Source organism: Pseudomonas sp. P116 (assembly GCF_020149425.1).
Lineage (GTDB): Bacteria > Pseudomonadota > Gammaproteobacteria > Pseudomonadales > Pseudomonadaceae > Aquipseudomonas > Aquipseudomonas anatoliensis.
In genome coordinates this window covers 1227939-1245153 of sequence record NZ_JACVHB010000001.1, presented here as the reverse complement: position 1 = coordinate 1245153, position 17215 = coordinate 1227939, and the positions used below count along the sequence as shown (strand labels likewise).

15 protein-coding genes are annotated in these 17215 nt (G+C 58.7%); 14 read left to right on the top strand and 1 reads right to left on the bottom strand.

What is annotated here, in order from left to right; genetic code table 11:
- Positions 1–38 precede the first annotated feature (38 nt).
- From ICA15_RS06160 to ispD, 14 genes are all read left to right on the top strand, one after another.
- Entirely contained in the window at positions 39–542 is a 504-nt protein-coding gene (locus tag ICA15_RS06160) for an OmpH family outer membrane protein (protein ID WP_042557882.1), read from the top strand.
- 3 nt (positions 543–545) lie between these two features.
- Positions 546–1601 (top strand): UDP-3-O-(3-hydroxymyristoyl)glucosamine N-acyltransferase, encoded by a 1056-nt coding sequence (gene lpxD, locus ICA15_RS06155; protein WP_210553888.1) that lies wholly within the window; start codon positions 546–548, stop codon positions 1599–1601.
- 106 nt (positions 1602–1707) lie between these two features.
- Complete coding sequence (gene fabZ / locus ICA15_RS06150) at positions 1708–2148, top strand: 3-hydroxyacyl-ACP dehydratase FabZ (protein ID WP_016771469.1); 441 nt, start codon at positions 1708–1710, stop codon at positions 2146–2148.
- Entirely contained in the window at positions 2145–2921 is a 777-nt protein-coding gene (gene lpxA, locus ICA15_RS06145; protein ID WP_150604706.1) for an acyl-ACP--UDP-N-acetylglucosamine O-acyltransferase, read from the top strand. The genes fabZ and lpxA overlap by 4 nt, the downstream gene beginning before the upstream one ends.
- Before the next feature lie 2 nt (positions 2922–2923).
- On the top strand, positions 2924–4054 hold the full coding sequence (lpxB, locus tag ICA15_RS06140) for a lipid-A-disaccharide synthase (protein WP_215731359.1): 1131 nt from the start codon (positions 2924–2926) through the stop codon (positions 4052–4054).
- Between the two features lie 11 nt (positions 4055–4065).
- Entirely contained in the window at positions 4066–4692 is a 627-nt protein-coding gene (rnhB, locus tag ICA15_RS06135) for a ribonuclease HII (protein WP_007908845.1), read from the top strand.
- Between the two features lie 76 nt (positions 4693–4768).
- A complete protein-coding gene (gene dnaE, locus ICA15_RS06130; protein ID WP_150604704.1) occupies positions 4769–8290 on the top strand; it encodes a DNA polymerase III subunit alpha in 3522 nt (1173 codons plus the stop codon).
- 139 nt (positions 8291–8429) lie between these two features.
- Positions 8430–9377 (top strand): acetyl-CoA carboxylase carboxyltransferase subunit alpha, encoded by a 948-nt coding sequence (locus ICA15_RS06125; RefSeq protein ID WP_042557889.1) that lies wholly within the window; start codon positions 8430–8432, stop codon positions 9375–9377.
- Between the two features lie 123 nt (positions 9378–9500).
- A complete protein-coding gene (gene tilS / locus ICA15_RS06120; RefSeq protein WP_210553887.1) occupies positions 9501–10829 on the top strand; it encodes a tRNA lysidine(34) synthetase TilS in 1329 nt (442 codons plus the stop codon).
- Positions 10830–11103: 274 nt separating this feature from the next.
- On the top strand, positions 11104–12735 hold the full coding sequence (locus ICA15_RS06115) for a CTP synthase (protein ID WP_150594519.1): 1632 nt from the start codon (positions 11104–11106) through the stop codon (positions 12733–12735).
- 5 nt (positions 12736–12740) lie between these two features.
- Positions 12741–13586 (top strand): 3-deoxy-8-phosphooctulonate synthase, encoded by an 846-nt coding sequence (gene kdsA / locus ICA15_RS06110; RefSeq protein ID WP_150594518.1) that lies wholly within the window; start codon positions 12741–12743, stop codon positions 13584–13586.
- 156 nt (positions 13587–13742) lie between these two features.
- Positions 13743–15032, top strand: coding sequence for a phosphopyruvate hydratase (gene eno, locus ICA15_RS06105; protein WP_210553886.1), 1290 nt, complete (start codon positions 13743–13745; stop codon positions 15030–15032).
- Positions 15033–15203: 171 nt separating this feature from the next.
- Positions 15204–15482 (top strand): cell division protein FtsB, encoded by a 279-nt coding sequence (gene ftsB, locus ICA15_RS06100; RefSeq protein ID WP_007908838.1) that lies wholly within the window; start codon positions 15204–15206, stop codon positions 15480–15482.
- Positions 15479–16186: a 2-C-methyl-D-erythritol 4-phosphate cytidylyltransferase gene (ispD, locus tag ICA15_RS06095; RefSeq protein WP_210553885.1), complete on the top strand. Its 708-nt coding sequence runs from the start codon at positions 15479–15481 to the stop codon at positions 16184–16186. The genes ftsB and ispD overlap by 4 nt, the downstream gene beginning before the upstream one ends.
- Positions 16187–16273: 87 nt before the next feature.
- Here the strand turns inward: ispD and ICA15_RS06090 are convergent, their stop codons facing one another.
- Positions 16274–17170 (bottom strand): LysR substrate-binding domain-containing protein, encoded by an 897-nt coding sequence (locus ICA15_RS06090; protein ID WP_210553884.1) that lies wholly within the window; start codon positions 17168–17170, stop codon positions 16274–16276.
- Positions 17171–17215: the final 45 nt, after the last annotated feature.

The window sequence follows — 17215 nt, the reverse complement described above, 5'->3', positions numbered from 1 at the left end:
ACCCAAGATAACGACAATGGATTTTGTAGGAGTGCATCGTGCGTAAGTTGACTCAATTGGTTCTCCTGGCCTCCGTACTGGTGGCAGGCCCGGCGTTCGCCGACATGAAAATCGCCGTCCTGAACTATCAGATGGCTCTGCTGGAATCCGATGCGGCGAAGAAGTACGCCGTGGATGCCGAGAAGAAGTTCGGTCCTCAACTGACCAAACTGAAGACTCTGGAAAGCAGCGCCAAAGGCATTCAGGATCGTCTGATGGCCGGTGGTGACAAGATGCAGCAAGGCGAGCGCGAGCGTCTGGAGCTTGAATTCAAGCAAAAGGCCCGTGATTTCCAGTTCCAGTCCAAGGAGCTGAACGAAGCCAAAGCCGTTGCCGACCGCGAAATGCTCAAGCAACTGAAGCCAAAACTGGATGGCGCCGTGGAAGAAGTCATCAAGAAAGGTGGTTTTGACCTGGTGTTCGAGCGTGGCGCAGTCATCGATGTCAAACCTCAGTACGACATCACGCGCCAGGTTATCGAGCGCATGAATCAGCTGAAGTAACCCATGACCGTGACTATCAAGCTCGGCCAGTTGGCCGAGTTCCTCGGCGCCACCCTGCGTGGCGACCCGGAGAAGCAAATTACTGGGCTAGCCACTTTGCAAGAGGCTGGCCCAGCTCAGTTGAGCTTTCTGGCAAATCCGCAATACCGCAAATTCCTGGCAGGCTCGCAGGCGGCAGCGCTGTTGCTCAAAGAAGCTGATGCCGAAGGTTTTGCCGGCAATGCGCTGGTGGTGCCGGATCCTTATCTGGCCTATGCACGCATCTCTCACTTGTTCGATCCCAAGCCAAAAGCCACTGCGGGTATTCATCCTTCGGCGGTGATAGCAGCTGATGCGGTGGTTGATCCAACCGCCAGCATCGGTGCGTTTGTGGTGATCGAGGCAGGTGCGCGGATTGGTGCGCAGGTCGCTCTGGGTGCCCATTGTGTTATCGGTGCGCGCAGTGAAATTGGTGAAGGCGGCTGGCTCGCGCCGCGCGTGACCCTGTATCACGACGTTCGCATCGGCAAGCGTGTGGTTATCCAGTCGGGTGCCGTAATCGGTGGTGAAGGCTTCGGCTTTGCCAACGAGAAGGGTATCTGGCAGAAAATCGCCCAGATTGGTGGTGTGACCATCGGTGACGATGTGGAGATCGGCGTGAATACCGCCATCGACCGCGGTGCGTTGGCCGATACAGTGATCGGCAATGGTGTAAAGCTCGACAACCAGATCCAGATTGCTCACAACGTCCAGGTCGGTGATCACACCGCGATGGCTGCGTGCGTGGGTATTTCCGGCAGCACCAAAATCGGCAAGCACTGCATGCTGGCCGGTGGTGTCGGTCTGGTCGGGCACATTGATATTTGCGACAACGTTTTCCTGACCGGGATGACCATGGTGACCCACTCGATTACCGAGCCGGGTGCCTATTCTTCCGGCACAGCCATGCAACCGGCTGCCGAATGGCGCAAAAGCGCGGCACGCATCCGTCAGCTCGATGACATCGCGCGACGTTTGAAACAGCTGGAAAAGCGCGTAGGGGAAGTGACCCCTGACGGCAATGCTTCATCTGATGGCTGATACCATTTCCATATCAAGTGTGCACAGCCGCTAGACTGCCTCCTTGATTTGCTAGAGGAGTGCGCGTCAGTCGCGCTCCCAATCTTTACATAGGCTTCCCCCCGAAATGATGGACATCAACGAGATTCGCGAATACCTGCCTCACCGTTACCCGTTCCTGCTGGTGGACCGGGTGGTGGAACTGGACACTGAAGGCAAGCGAATTCGCGCCTACAAGAATGTCAGCATCAATGAGCCGTTCTTCAATGGTCACTTCCCTGCGCACCCAATCATGCCGGGCGTGCTGATCATCGAAGCGATGGCTCAGGCTGCCGGGATCCTCGGTTTCAAAATGCTCGACGTCAAACCGGCCGACGGCACCCTGTATTACTTCGTTGGTTCGGACAAATTGCGCTTCCGCCAGCCAGTCAAGCCGGGCGACCAGTTGATTCTTGAAGCCACGTTCATCAGCTGCAAGCGCAAGATCTGGAAATTCGAATGCCAGGCTTCGGTTGATGGCAAGCCGGTCTGCTCGGCCGAGATCATCTGCGCGGAACAAAAAGTATGAGTTTGATTGACCCTCGCGCAATCATCGATCCGTCTGCCGTTCTGGCTGACGGCGTCGAGGTCGGCCCGTGGTCGATCATCGGCGCAGGTGTGGAAATCGGCGAGGGTACCGTGATCGGGCCGCATGTGATTCTCAAAGGCCCGACCCGCATTGGTAAACACAATCGCATCTACCAGTTTTCTTCGGTAGGCGAAGACACACCCGATTTGAAGTACAAGGGTGAAGAAACCCGTCTGGTGATCGGTGACCACAACGTCATCCGTGAAGGCGTGACGATTCACCGGGGTACCGTTCAGGACCGTTCGGAAACCACGCTGGGCGATCACAACCTGATTATGGCTTATGCTCACATCGGTCACGACAGTGTCATCGGCAATAACTGCATTCTGGTCAACAACACCGCGTTGGCTGGCCACGTGCACGTCGATGACTGGGCGATCCTCTCCGGGTTCACCCTGGTTCACCAGTATTGCCACATCGGCGCCCACAGCTTTTCCGGTATGGGCACGGCAATTGGCAAAGACGTTCCGGCGTTCGTCACCGTGTTCGGCAACCCGGCCGAAGCGCGCAGCATGAACTTCGAGGGCATGCGCCGTCGCGGGTTCAGCGAAGACGCTATCCACGCGCTGCGCCGTGCTTATAAAACCGTTTATCGCCGAGGGCTGACAGTTGATCAGGCCTTGGCCGACCTGGCAGAGCCTGCTGCTCAGTTCCCGGAAGTCGCTGTGTTCCGCGACTCCATCGAGTCATCGACTCGCGGCATCACCCGCTGATCATGGCCAGTCTGCGTATTGCGCTGGTGGCGGGGGAGGCTTCCGGTGACATTCTCGGTGCCGGTCTCATGCGTGCCCTCAAGGCACAACATCCGTCAGTCGAGTTCATCGGTGTCGGCGGTCCGTTGATGGAGGCCGAAGGCCTGACTTCCTACTTCCCCATGGAGCGCTTGTCGGTCATGGGGTTGGTTGAGGTGCTCGGCCGGCTGCGCGAGTTGCTCAAACGTCGCAAAAAGCTGATTGCCACGCTGATTGCCGAGAAGCCTGACGCGTTCATTGGCATCGATGCCCCGGACTTCAACCTCAATATCGAACTCAAGCTGCGTCAGGCCGGGATCAAAACCGTGCATTACGTCAGCCCGTCGGTGTGGGCATGGCGGCAGAAGCGCGTGCTGAAGATTCGCGAAGGTTGCGATCTGATGCTCACGCTGTTCCCGTTTGAAGCCAAATTCTACGAAGAGAAAGGCGTGCCGGTGCGGTTCGTCGGTCACTCGCTGGCCGATGCCATACCGCTGCAAGCCGATCGCGCCGCAGCGCGTGCCGAGTTGGGTTTGCCCGACGGACCGCTGGTCGCGTTGATGCCCGGCAGTCGTGGCGGTGAAGTCGGTCGTCTCGGCGCGTTGTTTCTCGATACGGCGCAACGCCTGCGAGCCCTGCGCCCCGGTGTGCGTTTTGTCATGCCGTGCGCCAGTCCGGAGCGCCGTGTGCAGCTTGAAGAGCTGCTCGCCGGCCGCGACTTGCCGGTGACCTTGCTTGATGGCAAGTCCCATCTGGCCCTGGCTGCGTGCAATGCTGTGCTGATCGCTTCCGGCACGGCGACCCTTGAAGCGCTGTTGTACAAGCGGCCGATGGTGGTTGCGTATCGCCTGGCACCGCTGACGTTCTGGATTCTCAAGCGGATGGTCAAGAGCCCGTACGTGTCTCTGCCGAACCTGCTGGCCCAGCGCCTGTTGGTGCCGGAATTATTGCAGGATGATGCGACAGTCGAGGCGCTGGCGCAGACCCTGTCGCCATTGATCGAGGGCGGCGAAGAGCAGACCCGTGGTTTCGACGAGATCCATCGCACACTGCGGCTGGATGCTTCCAACCAAGCGGCGGATGCCGTGCTGAACCTGATCGGTCAAACACGATGAGCAAGAAAGTTATGCAGATGGGCCTGGATTTCACTCTGGTTGCCGAAGTTGAAGAACTGGTCGCTGGCGTCGATGAAGTCGGTCGTGGCCCGTTGTGCGGTGCGGTGGTGACGGCGGCGGTGATCCTCGATCCGAACCGGCCGATTCTCGGTCTCAATGACTCGAAGAAACTCACCGAAGCCAAGCGTGAAAAGCTTTACGACGAGATCATCGAGAAGTCCCTGAGCTGGTGCATCGCCCGCGCCGAAGTCGAAGAAATCGACGAGCTGAACATTCTGCACGCGACCATGCTGGCCATGCAGCGCGCGGTGGCCGGGCTGCACATTCAGCCGAAACTGGCGATGATCGACGGCAATCGCTGCCCGCAATTGCCCATGCGCGCCGAAGCGGTGGTGCAGGGCGATGGCAAGGTTCCAGCCATTGCGGCGGCATCGATTCTGGCCAAGGTCAGTCGTGACCGCGAAATGGCGGCATTCGAGTTGATCTATCCGGGTTACGGTATCGGCGGCCATAAAGGCTACCCGACGCCCGTTCATCTGGAAGCGTTGGTTCGCTTGGGCCCGACGCCGATCCACCGGCGCTCGTTCGCCCCGGTGCGTCAGGCTTATGAGGCACTGGAAGGTCTGACTCAGGTTTAGTCGCAAGGCTGATGTTTTGTTCGAGGCCCGGTACAATCCGGGCCTTGTTGTCTCTCTGTAACTGGACAGGATCACTATGCCGGCTTCATTCGTTCATCTACGCCTGCACACTGAATACTCCCTGGTCGACGGGCTGGTGCGGATCAAGCCGCTGGTCAAGGCACTGACCGCCATGAACATGCCGGCGGTTGCGGTCACTGATCAGAACAACATGTGTTCCCTGGTCAAATTCTATAAAAACACCATGGGCGCAGGCATCAAGCCGATCTGCGGCGCCGACCTGTGGCTGTCGAACAAGGATCCGGACGCGCCCCTGAGCCGGCTCAGCCTGTTGGTGATGAACGCCAAGGGCTATCGCAACCTCACCGAGTTGATCTCGCGCGGCTTCATCGAAGGCCAGCGCAACGGCATGATCATCATCGAGCGTGAGTGGGTTGCCGAGGCGAATGAAGGCCTGATCATGCTCTCCGCCGCCAAAGAGGGCGAGATCGGCATGGCGCTGATCAGTGGCAACCCGGCCGAAGCCGAGGCCCTGACGCGTGAGTGGATGTCGGTGTTCCCGGACCGCTTCTACCTGGAAATCCAGCGCACCAGTCGCCCTAACGATGAAGAACAGTTGCACGGTGCCGTGGCCCTGGCCGACAAGCTCGGCGCGCCGCTGGTGGCGAGCAACGATGTGCGTTTCATCAAGCAGGAAGACTTTGCTGCCCACGAAACACGAGTGTGCATCGGTGAGGGCCGTGCACTCGACGATCCGCGGCGCTCGAAGAATTACAGCGATCAGCAATACCTCAAAAGCGCCGAGGAAATGGCCGAGCTGTTCAGCGACATTCCCGACGCAATCGAAAACACCGTCGAGATCGCCAAGCGCTGCAACATCGATGTAAAACTGGGCACGCACTTTTTGCCCAACTTCCCGATTCCCGATGGCATGACCATCGACGAGTATTTCCGCAAGGTGTCCTTCGATGGTCTGGAGGAACGGCTGGCGGTTTTGTTGCCAAAAGACACCACCGAAGATTACGAAACCAAGCGTCAGGTCTACGTCGACCGGTTGAATTTCGAGCTGGATATCATCATCCAGATGGGCTTTCCCGGTTACTTCCTGATCGTTATGGACTTTATCCAGTGGGCCAAGAGCAACGGTGTCCCGGTAGGCCCGGGCCGTGGATCGGGTGCCGGCTCGCTGGTGGCCTATGTGCAGAAGATCACCGATCTCGATCCGCTGGAATATGACCTGCTGTTCGAACGTTTCCTTAACCCGGAACGGGTTTCCATGCCCGACTTTGACGTCGACTTCTGCATGGACGGGCGTGACCGGGTCATTGACTACGTGGCTGAGAAATACGGCCGCAACGCGGTAAGCCAGATCATCACGTTCGGTTCCATGGCCGCCAAGGCTGTTGTGCGTGACGTGGCGCGGGTGCAGGGCAAGTCGTATGGCCTGGCGGATCGTCTGTCGAAGATGATTCCGTTCGAAGTCGGCATGACCCTGGAAAAAGCCTACGAACAGGAAGAGATCCTGCGCGATTTCATCAAGGTCGATGAAGAAGCCGCGGAAATCTGGGAGATGGCGCGCAAGCTCGAAGGCGTTGTGCGTAACGTCGGTAAACACGCCGGTGGTGTAGTGATCGCGCCGACCAAGCTGACTGACTTCTCGCCTATCTATTGCGACGAGGCCGGCGACGGTCTGGTAACCCAGTTCGACAAGGACGACGTCGAGGCTGCCGGTCTGGTGAAGTTCGACTTCCTCGGCCTGCGAACCCTGACGGTCATCGACTGGGCGTTGAAGACCATCAACCGCGACCGCGCCAAGGTCGATCAGCCGCCGCTGGACATTGCGTTCATCCCGCTTGACGACAAGCCGACCTATCAGCTACTGCAAAAAGCCGAAACGACGGCGGTGTTCCAGCTCGAGTCGCGCGGCATGAAAGAGCTGATCAAAAAGCTCAAGCCCGACTGCCTGGAAGACTTGATTGCACTGGTGGCCCTGTTCCGTCCGGGCCCGCTGCAGTCAGGCATGGTTGACGACTTCATCAACCGTAAGCACGGTCGCGCCGAACTCGCGTACCCGCACTCGGACTACCAGTACGAAGGCCTCAAACCGGTATTGGCGCCGACTTACGGCATCATCCTGTATCAGGAACAGGTGATGCAGATTGCCCAGGTCATGGCCGGTTACACCCTCGGTGGTGCGGACATGCTGCGTCGGGCCATGGGTAAGAAAAAACCCGAAGAAATGGCCAAGCAGCGCGGCGGTTTCATTGAGGGTTGCAAGACCAACAATATCGATGCGGATCTGGCCGGTAACATTTTCGACCTGGTGGAAAAATTCGCCGGTTACGGCTTCAACAAGTCTCACTCCGCCGCTTACGGCCTGGTCTCGTACCAGACCGCTTGGCTGAAGACGCATTACCCGGCGCCGTTCATGGCGGCGGTGTTGTCGGCGGATATGCACAACACCGACAAGGTCGTGACCTTGATCGAAGAAATTCGCACCATGAAGCTGCGTCTCGACGCGCCGGATGTGAACACTTCGGAATTCAAGTTTACGGTGAACGACGACGGCCGCATCGTCTATGGTCTCGGCGCAATCAAAGGCGTCGGCGAAGGCCCGGTAGAGGCAATTACCGAGGCGCGTCAGGCGGGGCCGTTCAAGGATCTGTTCGACTTCTGCGCCCGCGTCGACCTCAAACGCATCAACAAGCGCACCCTTGATGGCTTGATCCGCAGCGGTGCGCTAGATCGTCTCGGTCCGTATTTCCACGACGAACAAAAGGCTTATCAAGCCAACATCGACCGTAACCGCGCCGTGCTGCTGGCGGCGATGGAAGAGGCAATCAAGTCAGCCGAACAGACTGCCCGTACCCGCGACAGTGGCCACGCCGATCTGTTTGGCGGGCTGTTCGTCGAGGAAGACGCCGATGTGTATGCGGTGCATCGCAAGGCCAAGGAGCTGACCCTCAAGGAACGTCTCAAGGGTGAGAAAGACACCTTGGGCCTGTACCTGACCGGCCACCCGATTGACGAATACGAAGGCGAAATTCGTCGTTTCGCCCGTCAGCGCATCATCGACCTGAAACCGGCGCGCGATACGCAAACCGTGGCGGGGATGATCATTGCCCTGCGGGTGATGAAGAACAAGAAGGGCGACAAGATGGGTTTCATCACCCTCGACGACCGCTCCGGGCGGATCGAGGCGTCGCTGTTTGCCGAGGCGTTCCACTCGGCGCAGTCACTGCTGCAGACCGACGCGATGGTGGTGGTCGAAGGCGAAGTCAGTAACGACGACTTCTCCGGTGGCCTGCGCCTGCGGGTCAAGCGGGTGATGAGCATGGAAGATGCGCGCACCAACCTCGCCGAGAGCCTGCGTCTGAAGTTGCAGACGCAGGATCTCAAAGGCGATCAGCTACGCTGGTTGGGTGATCTGCTCAAGCGTCATCGCGGGGCGTGCCCGATCACCATGGAGTACACCAGCCCTGATGCGAAGACCTTGCTGCAGTTCGGCGAGACCTGGCGAATCGATCCAGCGGATGCCTTGATTCAAGCCCTGCGTGACCAGTTCGGGCGAGACAACGTCTTCCTCCAATACCGTTGACCGGCAGGTGCCATCATTGCACTTGCCCGCAACCTGAATTTTTAATCTCGACCTCAGCGCGCCTCTCCCTTAAGGTAGGGCGCGAATAGACAACCGGCCGGCCCAAGCTCATTTGGGACACGACCCAAGACGGACGCCTATGAACCCGAATTTTCTAGATTTCGAACAGCCGATCGCCGACCTGCAAGCCAAGATCGAAGAGTTGCGCTTGGTCGGTAATGACAATTCGCTGAATATCGGCGATGAGATCTCCCGCCTGCAGGACAAGAGCAAAACGCTGACCGAAGACATCTTCGGCAAGCTGACCAGCTGGCAGATCGCGCGTCTGGCGCGTCACCCGAAGCGTCCGTACACCCTGGACTACATCGAACACATCTTCACCGAGTTCGACGAACTGCACGGCGACCGTCATTTCTCCGACGACGCTGCAATCGTTGGCGGTATTGCCCGTCTGGACGACCAGCCAGTGATGATCATCGGACACCAGAAGGGCCGCGAAGTACGCGAGAAGGTTCGCCGCAACTTCGGCATGCCGCGTCCGGAAGGCTACCGTAAGGCTTGCCGTTTGATGGAAATGGCCGAGCGTTTCAAAATGCCGATCCTGACCTTCATCGACACCCCGGGTGCCTACCCTGGCATCGACGCTGAAGAGCGCAACCAGAGCGAAGCGATCGCCTGGAACCTGCGTGTCATGTCGCGTCTGAAAACTCCGATCATCGCCACCGTCATCGGTGAGGGTGGTTCCGGGGGCGCATTGGCGATCGGCGTTTGCGATCAGTTGAACATGTTGCAGTATTCGACCTACGCGGTAATTTCGCCGGAAGGTTGCGCCTCGATTCTGTGGAAAACCGCTGAAAAAGCGCCGGATGCCGCTGAAGCGATGGGCATCACCGCCGAGCGTCTGAAAGGCCTGGGCATTGTCGACAAGGTGATTGGCGAGCCATTGGGCGGCGCGCATCGTGACCCGGCAGCCGCTGCGGCGTCGATCCGTGCCGAGCTGAGCTCGCAACTGGCGATGCTGAAGAAGTTCGACAACGAAGCGCTGCTCAAGCGCCGTTATGATCGACTGATGAGCTACGGTCTCTAACCGAACTCGTTGCCTGTGTAGGAGCTGCCGCAGGCTGCGATCTTTTGATCTGGTTTTTTCAAGATCAAAAGATCGCAGCCTGCGGCAGCTCCTACAGGAATCTTTGAGAAGTGATCGATCTTTATGAATCCTTCGAAAAGTGATTTGCCATCCCTGCTACTGCTCAATCTTGCAGCCTGGCGCAATGCTAGGAACTGGCGCGTCGCTTTCTCCGGCGGCCTCGACTCAACTGTCCTCCTGCATCTACTGGCCAATCTCGCCAAAACCGATTCCCTCCCAACGCTAAGCGCCATCCACATCCATCACGGCCTCCAGGCTGCGGCCGATGCCTGGCCGGAACATTGCCAGTCGGTCTGCGATGCGTTGGGTATTGCGTTGCAAGTGGAGCGGGTAAAGGTGCAACCGGGCGCGAGTCTGGAGCGGGCGGCGCGGGATGCGCGTTATTCGGTGTTCGGTGCGGTAACCCAGGCCAATGACGTTTTGCTGACCGGGCAACACCGCGACGATCAGGCGGAAACCCTGTTGTTTCGTCTGTTGCGCGGTGCCGGCGTGCGCGGGCTTTCGGCAATGCCGGCGCAACGTCCGTTGGGGCAGGGCACGTTGGTTCGGCCTTTGCTCGACGTCACTCGCGCAGAGCTTGAAGCCTACGCCGCGGCGCACCAGTTGCAATGGATCGAAGACCCGTCAAACGAAGATCGGCAGTTTTCGCGCAATTACCTGCGTCATCAGATCGTGCCGCTGCTGACCGGGCGCTGGCCGCAAGCGCAAGCCAGCATGGCCCGTAGCGCCGCGCATTTGCGTGAAGCGCAAGGCTTGCTGGATGAGCTGGCGCAGATCGATCTGGCGCACGCCAAAGCCTCAACTAATTTCGACTGGCTGGGCGTACCCTCGCTGGAATTGGCACCTTTGGCGGAGCTGTCTCCCGCCCGTCAGCGAAATGCACTGGGCCACTGGCTCCAACCACTGACTCGGTTGCCTGATACTGACCATTGGTCGGGTTGGGCGAATCTGTGCGAAGCCGCCCACGATGCATCGCCGGTCTGGCGTCTGGCCGATGGCGAGTTGCACCGCAGCGCCGGTCGACTCTGGTGGCTGAGTGGCGACTGGCTGCGTGCGCCAGTGATCGGCAGCGAGTGGCACGCCCCGACATCACCGCTACGCTTGTCCGATAACGGCTGCGTCGTGCTCAGTGGCCAGACGCCTTGTGGGCCGCTGCGCATTGCTTACCGTCGGGGCGGCGAAGTGATGCATCTGGCCGATCGTGGCCATCGTGATCTCAAACGCTTACTCAACGAGCGCGCGGTGCCGGCCTTCGTGCGTGGCAGATTGCCGCTGCTGTTTCGCGGTGAAGAATTGCTCGCGGTGGCGAACCTGCCGGGCCTTGATGGCAATGTGCAGGACGGCTGGAAATTGCATTGGCAGCCAACGGACGAAGATCTAGGTTTGAGATGAAAGGGGCATTCCGGTAGACTACGCTCCCTTCTTGATACAACTTCTGTGGATTCGCCTGAATTGCAGGAGTTGCCGATTACCAAGCAGTCTTTGCTGGGCGATTCCAAAAAATGTGTAGCGAGCAACGTACCGGTGTTTCATCTGCCGGTCTGTCCCAACGCGGCGGTTTTTTTGAAAGGTGCACTGTGATTAATGCAGGTGATCGGGGGCTTCGGCCTTCCTTCGCTTTCCCCGGCGGCTCGTACCGCTTTAACGCAGACTTCTAGGGTTTTTCATGACGCGCTACATATTCGTCACGGGCGGTGTTGTTTCTTCATTGGGGAAAGGCATTGCCTCGGCTTCATTGGCGGCTATCCTGGAGGCGCGGGGGCTTAAGGTCACCATGCTTAAGCTGGATCCGTACATCAACGTCGACCCGGGCACCATGAGCCCGTTCCAGCATGGTGAAGTGTTCGTCACCCACGACGGCGCCGAAACCGACCTGGACCTGGGCCACTACGAGCGGTTCATCCGCACGACCATGACCCAGAACAACAACTTCACCACCGGCCGTGTTTACGAGCACGTGTTGCGCAAAGAGCGCCGTGGTGACTACCTGGGTGCAACCATCCAGGTGATTCCGCACATCACCGACGAAATCAAGCGCCGCATCATCAAGGGTGCAGGCGATGCCGACGTGGCGATGGTCGAAATCGGTGGCACCGTGGGTGACATCGAGTCGCAACCGTTCCTCGAAGCCATCCGTCAGCTGCGATTCGAAGTCGGCGCCAAGCGCGCGATGCTGATGCACCTGACGCTGGTGCCGTACATCGCCACCGCTGGCGAAACCAAAACCAAGCCAACCCAGCACTCGGTCAAGGAACTGCGTTCCATCGGCCTGCAGCCTGACGTGCTGGTTTGCCGCTCCGATCACCCGATCGACATCTCGTCGCGTCGCAAGATCGCGCAGTTCACCAACGTTGAAGAGCGTGCGGTTATCGCTCTGGAAGACGCCGACACCATCTACAAGATCCCGGGCATTCTGCATTCGCAGGGTCTGGACGATTTCGTCGTCGAGCGTTTCGGTCTGCAATGCGGCGGTGCCGATCTGTCCGAGTGGGAAGCTGTGGTTGACGCCAAGCTGAACCCGGAACACGAAGTCACCATCGCCATGGTCGGCAAGTACATGGAGCTGCTGGACGCCTACAAGTCGCTGATCGAAGCGATGAGCCATGCGGGCATCAGCAACCGTACCAAGGTCAACCTGCGCTACATCGATTCCGAAGACATCGAAAACCAGGGCACTGCGCTGCTTGAAGGCGTTGACGCCATCCTCGTACCGGGCGGCTTCGGTCTGCGCGGCGTGGAAGGCAAGATCACTGCCGTTCAGTACGCTCGCGAAAACAAGGTTCCGTACCTGGGTATCTGCCTGGGCATGCAAGTGGCGGTCATCGAGTTCGCTCGTAACGTCATGGGCTGGAAAGACGCCAACTCCACCGAGTTCGATCGCGCCAGCGGCCACCCGGTTGTCGGCCTGATCACCGAGTGGGAAGACGCCACCGGTGCCGTGGAAGTGCGTACTGAAACCTCCGATCTGGGCGGCACCATGCGCCTCGGCGCTCAGGAATGCCTGCTCGAAACCGGCTCCAAAGTGCACGATTGCTACGGCAAGGACGTGATCGTCGAGCGTCACCGTCACCGTTACGAAGTGAACAACAACCTGCTGCCGCAAATCATCGAGGCCGGCCTGAAGATTTCCGGTCGCTCCGCCGATGCTGCACTGGTTGAAGTGGTTGAAGCACCGGATCATCCATGGTTCGTCGCTTGCCAGTTCCACCCTGAGTTCACCTCGACACCACGTGATGGCCATCCGCTGTTCAGCGGCTTCGTCAAAGCAGCGTTGGCTCAACACCAGAAGAAGGCGTAACCCCGATGGCACAGAAGATCATCCGCGTCGGCGACATCGAAATTGCCAACGACAAACCCATGGTGCTGTTCGGCGGCATGAACGTGCTGGAAAGCCGTGACATGGCCATGCAGGTTTGCGAAGAGTATGTGAAGGTCACCGAAAAACTCGGTATCCCTTACGTGTTCAAGGCCAGTTTCGACAAGGCCAACCGTTCTTCTGTGACCTCGTATCGCGGTCCTGGCCTGGAAGAGGGCATGCGCATCTTCCAGGACATCAAGCAGGCTTTTGGCGTGCCGATCATCACCGACGTCCACGAGCCTGAACAGGCCGCGGTCGTCGCCGAGATCTGCGACATCATCCAGTTGCCGGCCTTCCTGTCGCGCCAGACCGATCTGGTCGTGGCGATGGCCAAGACCAACGCGATCATCAACATCAAGAAAGCCCAGTTCCTCGCCCCTCAGGAAATGAAACACATCCTGAACAAGTGCGTTGAAGCGGGTAATGATCAACTGATCCTCTGCGAGCGTGGTTCGAGCTTCGGCTATAACAACCTCGTGGTCGACATGCTCGGCTTCGGCATCATGAAGCAGTTCGAGTACCCGGTATTCTTCGACGTGACCCATTCGCTGCAAATGCCTGGCGGTCGTTCCGACTCCGCCGGCGGTCGCCGTGCGCAGGTTCTGGACTTGGCCAAGGCTGGCATGAGTCAAGGTCTGGCAGGTCTGTTCCTCGAAGCTCACCCGGATCCGGACAACGCCAAATGCGATGGCCCTTGCGCCTTGCGTCTGGACAAACTGGAGCCATTCCTGGCCCAGCTCAAAGCCCTGGACGAACTGGTTAAGAGTTTTCCGACGGTAGAAACCGCGTAAACCTCAATTCTCCGGTAAAGTACCGCACGATTTGTCGCTCATGCCCTCGGGCATGAGCGTTATCGTCTGCAAATCTGCCCGCTGCACCCCCTTGCCGACGGTAAAAAGATTTCCTCTAGCTGCGTCGTTTTCGTCAACTTTGGAGTGTTTACAACAATGGCAAAAATCGTCGACATCAAAGGTCGTGAAGTTCTCGACTCCCGTGGCAATCCCACCGTGGAAGCGGACGTGCTTCTCGACAACGGCATCATCGGCAGCGCATGCGCGCCGTCCGGTGCATCCACTGGCTCGCGTGAAGCACTCGAGCTGCGTGATGGCGACAAGAGCCGTTACCTGGGCAAGGGCGTGCTTAAAGCGGTAGCCAACATCAACGGTCCGATCCGCGATCTGCTGCTGGGCACCGACCCAATCGACCAGAAAGCCCTCGATCACGCGATGATCAAGCTCGACGGTACTGAAAACAAAGCGACCCTGGGCGCCAACGCCATTCTCGCCGTGTCCCTGGCTGCGGCCAAGGCTGCTGCGCAGGATCAGGACCTGCCGCTGTACGCTCACATCGCCAACCTGAACGGCACTCCGGGTGTGTACTCGATGCCGGTTCCGATGATGAACATCATCAACGGTGGCGAGCACGCCGATAACAACGTCGACATCCAGGAATTCATGGTTCAGCCGGTTGGCGCCAAGTCTTTCTCGGAAGGTCTGCGCATGGGCACCGAGATTTTCCATCATCTCAAAGCTGTGCTGAAGGCTCGTGGTCTGAGCACTGCTGTCGGCGACGAAGGTGGTTTCGCGCCTAACCTGGCTTCCAACGAAGACGCGCTGAAAGTGATTTCCGAGGCCGTTGCCAACGCCGGTTACAAGCTGGGCACCGACGTGACCCTGGCTCTGGACTGCGCGGCCAGCGAATTCTACGAAGACGGCAAGTACAATCTGTCCGGCGAAGGCCAGGTGTTCACTGCTGAAGGTTTCGCCGACTACCTCAAAGGTTTGACCGAGCGTTACCCGATCATCTCCATCGAAGACGGTCTGGACGAGTCCGACTGGGCTGGCTGGAAAATTCTCACCGACAAAATCGGCGAGAAAGTGCAGCTGGTGGGCGACGATCTGTTCGTGACCAACACCAAGATCCTGAAAGAAGGCATCGATAAAAAGATCGCCAACTCGATCCTGATCAAGTTCAACCAGATCGGCACCCTGACCGAAACCCTGGAAGCCATCCAGATGGCCAAGGCTGCCGGTTACACCGCAGTGATCTCGCACCGTTCCGGCGAAACCGAAGATTCGACCATTGCCGACCTGGCTGTGGGCACCTCGGCTGGCCAGATCAAGACCGGTTCACTGTGCCGTTCCGACCGCGTTTCCAAGTACAACCAACTGCTGCGTATCGAAGAGCAGTTGAATGGCAAAGCCAAGTACAACGGTCGTAGCGAGTTTCGCGGTTAAGCTGAAACTGATAAAAGGACACCGGATTGTGTCGAAAAAGTCGTGACAGCGATGGATTTGCCACTAATCTGATGCCTTAACAGCACAAGCCTGGATTTTCCAGGCTTCGTGCTATCAGACGCTGCAAAGTTTTGGCGTGGCTGTCTTTTTTCACTGGATACCTGATATTCGATGCGCAGTCCTTACTGGTTGTTTCTCGTCTTGCTCCTGCTGCTGGCCGGTCTGCAGTACCGCCTGTGGGTGGGCAATGGCAGTCTGGCGCAAGTCGCCGAGCTGAATCAGCAGATTGCTGATCAACATGCCGAGAACGAAGGTTTGCTGGAGCGCAACCGGGTGATGGACGCTGAGGTCAGCGAGTTGAAGAAAGGCATGGAGACCGTTGAAGAGCGGGCTCGTCACGAGTTGGGCATGGTCAAGGACGGCGAAACCCTTTACCAGTTGGCCCAATGATCAATTCCCTGCCGGCCTTCTGGGCCGTGATTCCTGCCGCGGGCGTCGGTGCCCGAATGGCCGCGGACCGTCCCAAGCAATATCTGCAACTGGGCGGGCGCACAATTCTCGAACACAGCCTCGGCTGTTTCCTCGATCACCCGAGCCTCAAGGGCCTGGTGGTCAGTCTCGCTGTCGATGATCCTTACTGGCCGAACCTGGCATGCGTCAACGATCCGCGTATTCAGCGCGTTGACGGCGGTGCCGAGCGTTCCGGTTCGGTGCTCAATGCCTTGCTGCATCTGCACGCGCAAGGTGCGGACGATGAGGACTGGGTGCTGGTGCACGATGCGGCACGGCCCAATCTGAGTCGTGATGATCTCGACAAATTACTCGATGCGCTGGCGGACGACCCTGTGGGCGGGTTGCTGGCGGTTCCTGCGCGCGACACCCTGAAGCGCATCGACAAGCACGGTCGTGTGGTTGAAACCGTTGACCGCAGTGTGATCTGGCAGGCTTATACGCCGCAGATGTTCCGCCTCGGTGCACTGCATCGCGCGTTGGCGGACAGCCTGGTGGCAGATGCGGTGATTACCGATGAGGCATCGGCGATGGAGTGGGCGGGGCAGGCACCCCGTCTGATCGAAGGGCGTGCGGATAACCTCAAGGTGACCCGGCCGGAAGATCTGGAGTGGTTGCGTCAGCGTTGGGCTAACCGCCGCTAAAAGATTGCGGCCTGCTGCACTCCTACAGTGGTTTTTGTCGCGGTAAATCCCCCTGTAGGAGCTGCCGCAGGCTGCGATCTTTTGATCTTAAATCCGATACTCCGGCCGTTCGGCCAACCCCTCCTTAAGAAAGTCCACCAACTTGCGCACCTTCGGCGACAAATGCCGCTGCTGCGGATACAGCGCCCACACCGCGGTATTCGGCGGCTGATGCGCCTCCAGCAACGAAATCAATGCGCCGCTGTGCAAATGCTTCAGCACGTAATAGTCCGGCAACTGACACAACCCGACCCCTTGCAAAGCAGCATCCAGTACCGCTTGCCCACTGTTGCAACGCCAGTTTCCTTGCACTCTCTGGGAAAATTCCCTCCCGTTTTGCTCAAGCTGCCAGATGTCTGTGCTGCCGATCAGGCAATTATGCCGGCTCAGTTCCGACAAGCTGTGTGGGCGGCCGTACCTTTCCACGTAGGAAGGGGACGCGCAAAGATACATACGCCGTGGCGCCAGGCGCGTCGCGACCAGTCGTGAGTCTTGCAAGCGTCCCAGTCGAATCGCCAGATCCAGCCCCTCATGCACCAGATCGAGTTGCCGATTGCTCAGCTCTATATCGATGCGCAGTTGCGGGTAGAGCCCCATGAACCGTGTCACCAGCGGCACGATAAATCGCTCGCCATAGGCAACAGCGCACGTCATGCGCAGCATGCCTTTGGGTTCGCTGGTCAGATCGCCCACCGCGCGCAGAGCTTCTTCGCGTCCGTCCTGCAAGCGCTGGCAGTGTTGCAGGAATGTCTGCCCGGCTTCGGTCAGCGTCACCCTGCGGGTACTGCGATAGAGCAGGCGTGTTTGCAAACGCTCTTCCAGTCGTACGATTTGTCGACTGATATGCGAGGAAGAAACCCCAAGACGTTCGGCTGCAGCGGTGAATTGGCTGCATTCGGCTACGGCGACAAACTCGTCGATGCCTTCCCAGCGGTTTTCGGACATCAGGATTATCCCTGTATGGCAATAATGTTTTGCTTTTGGCCTGAT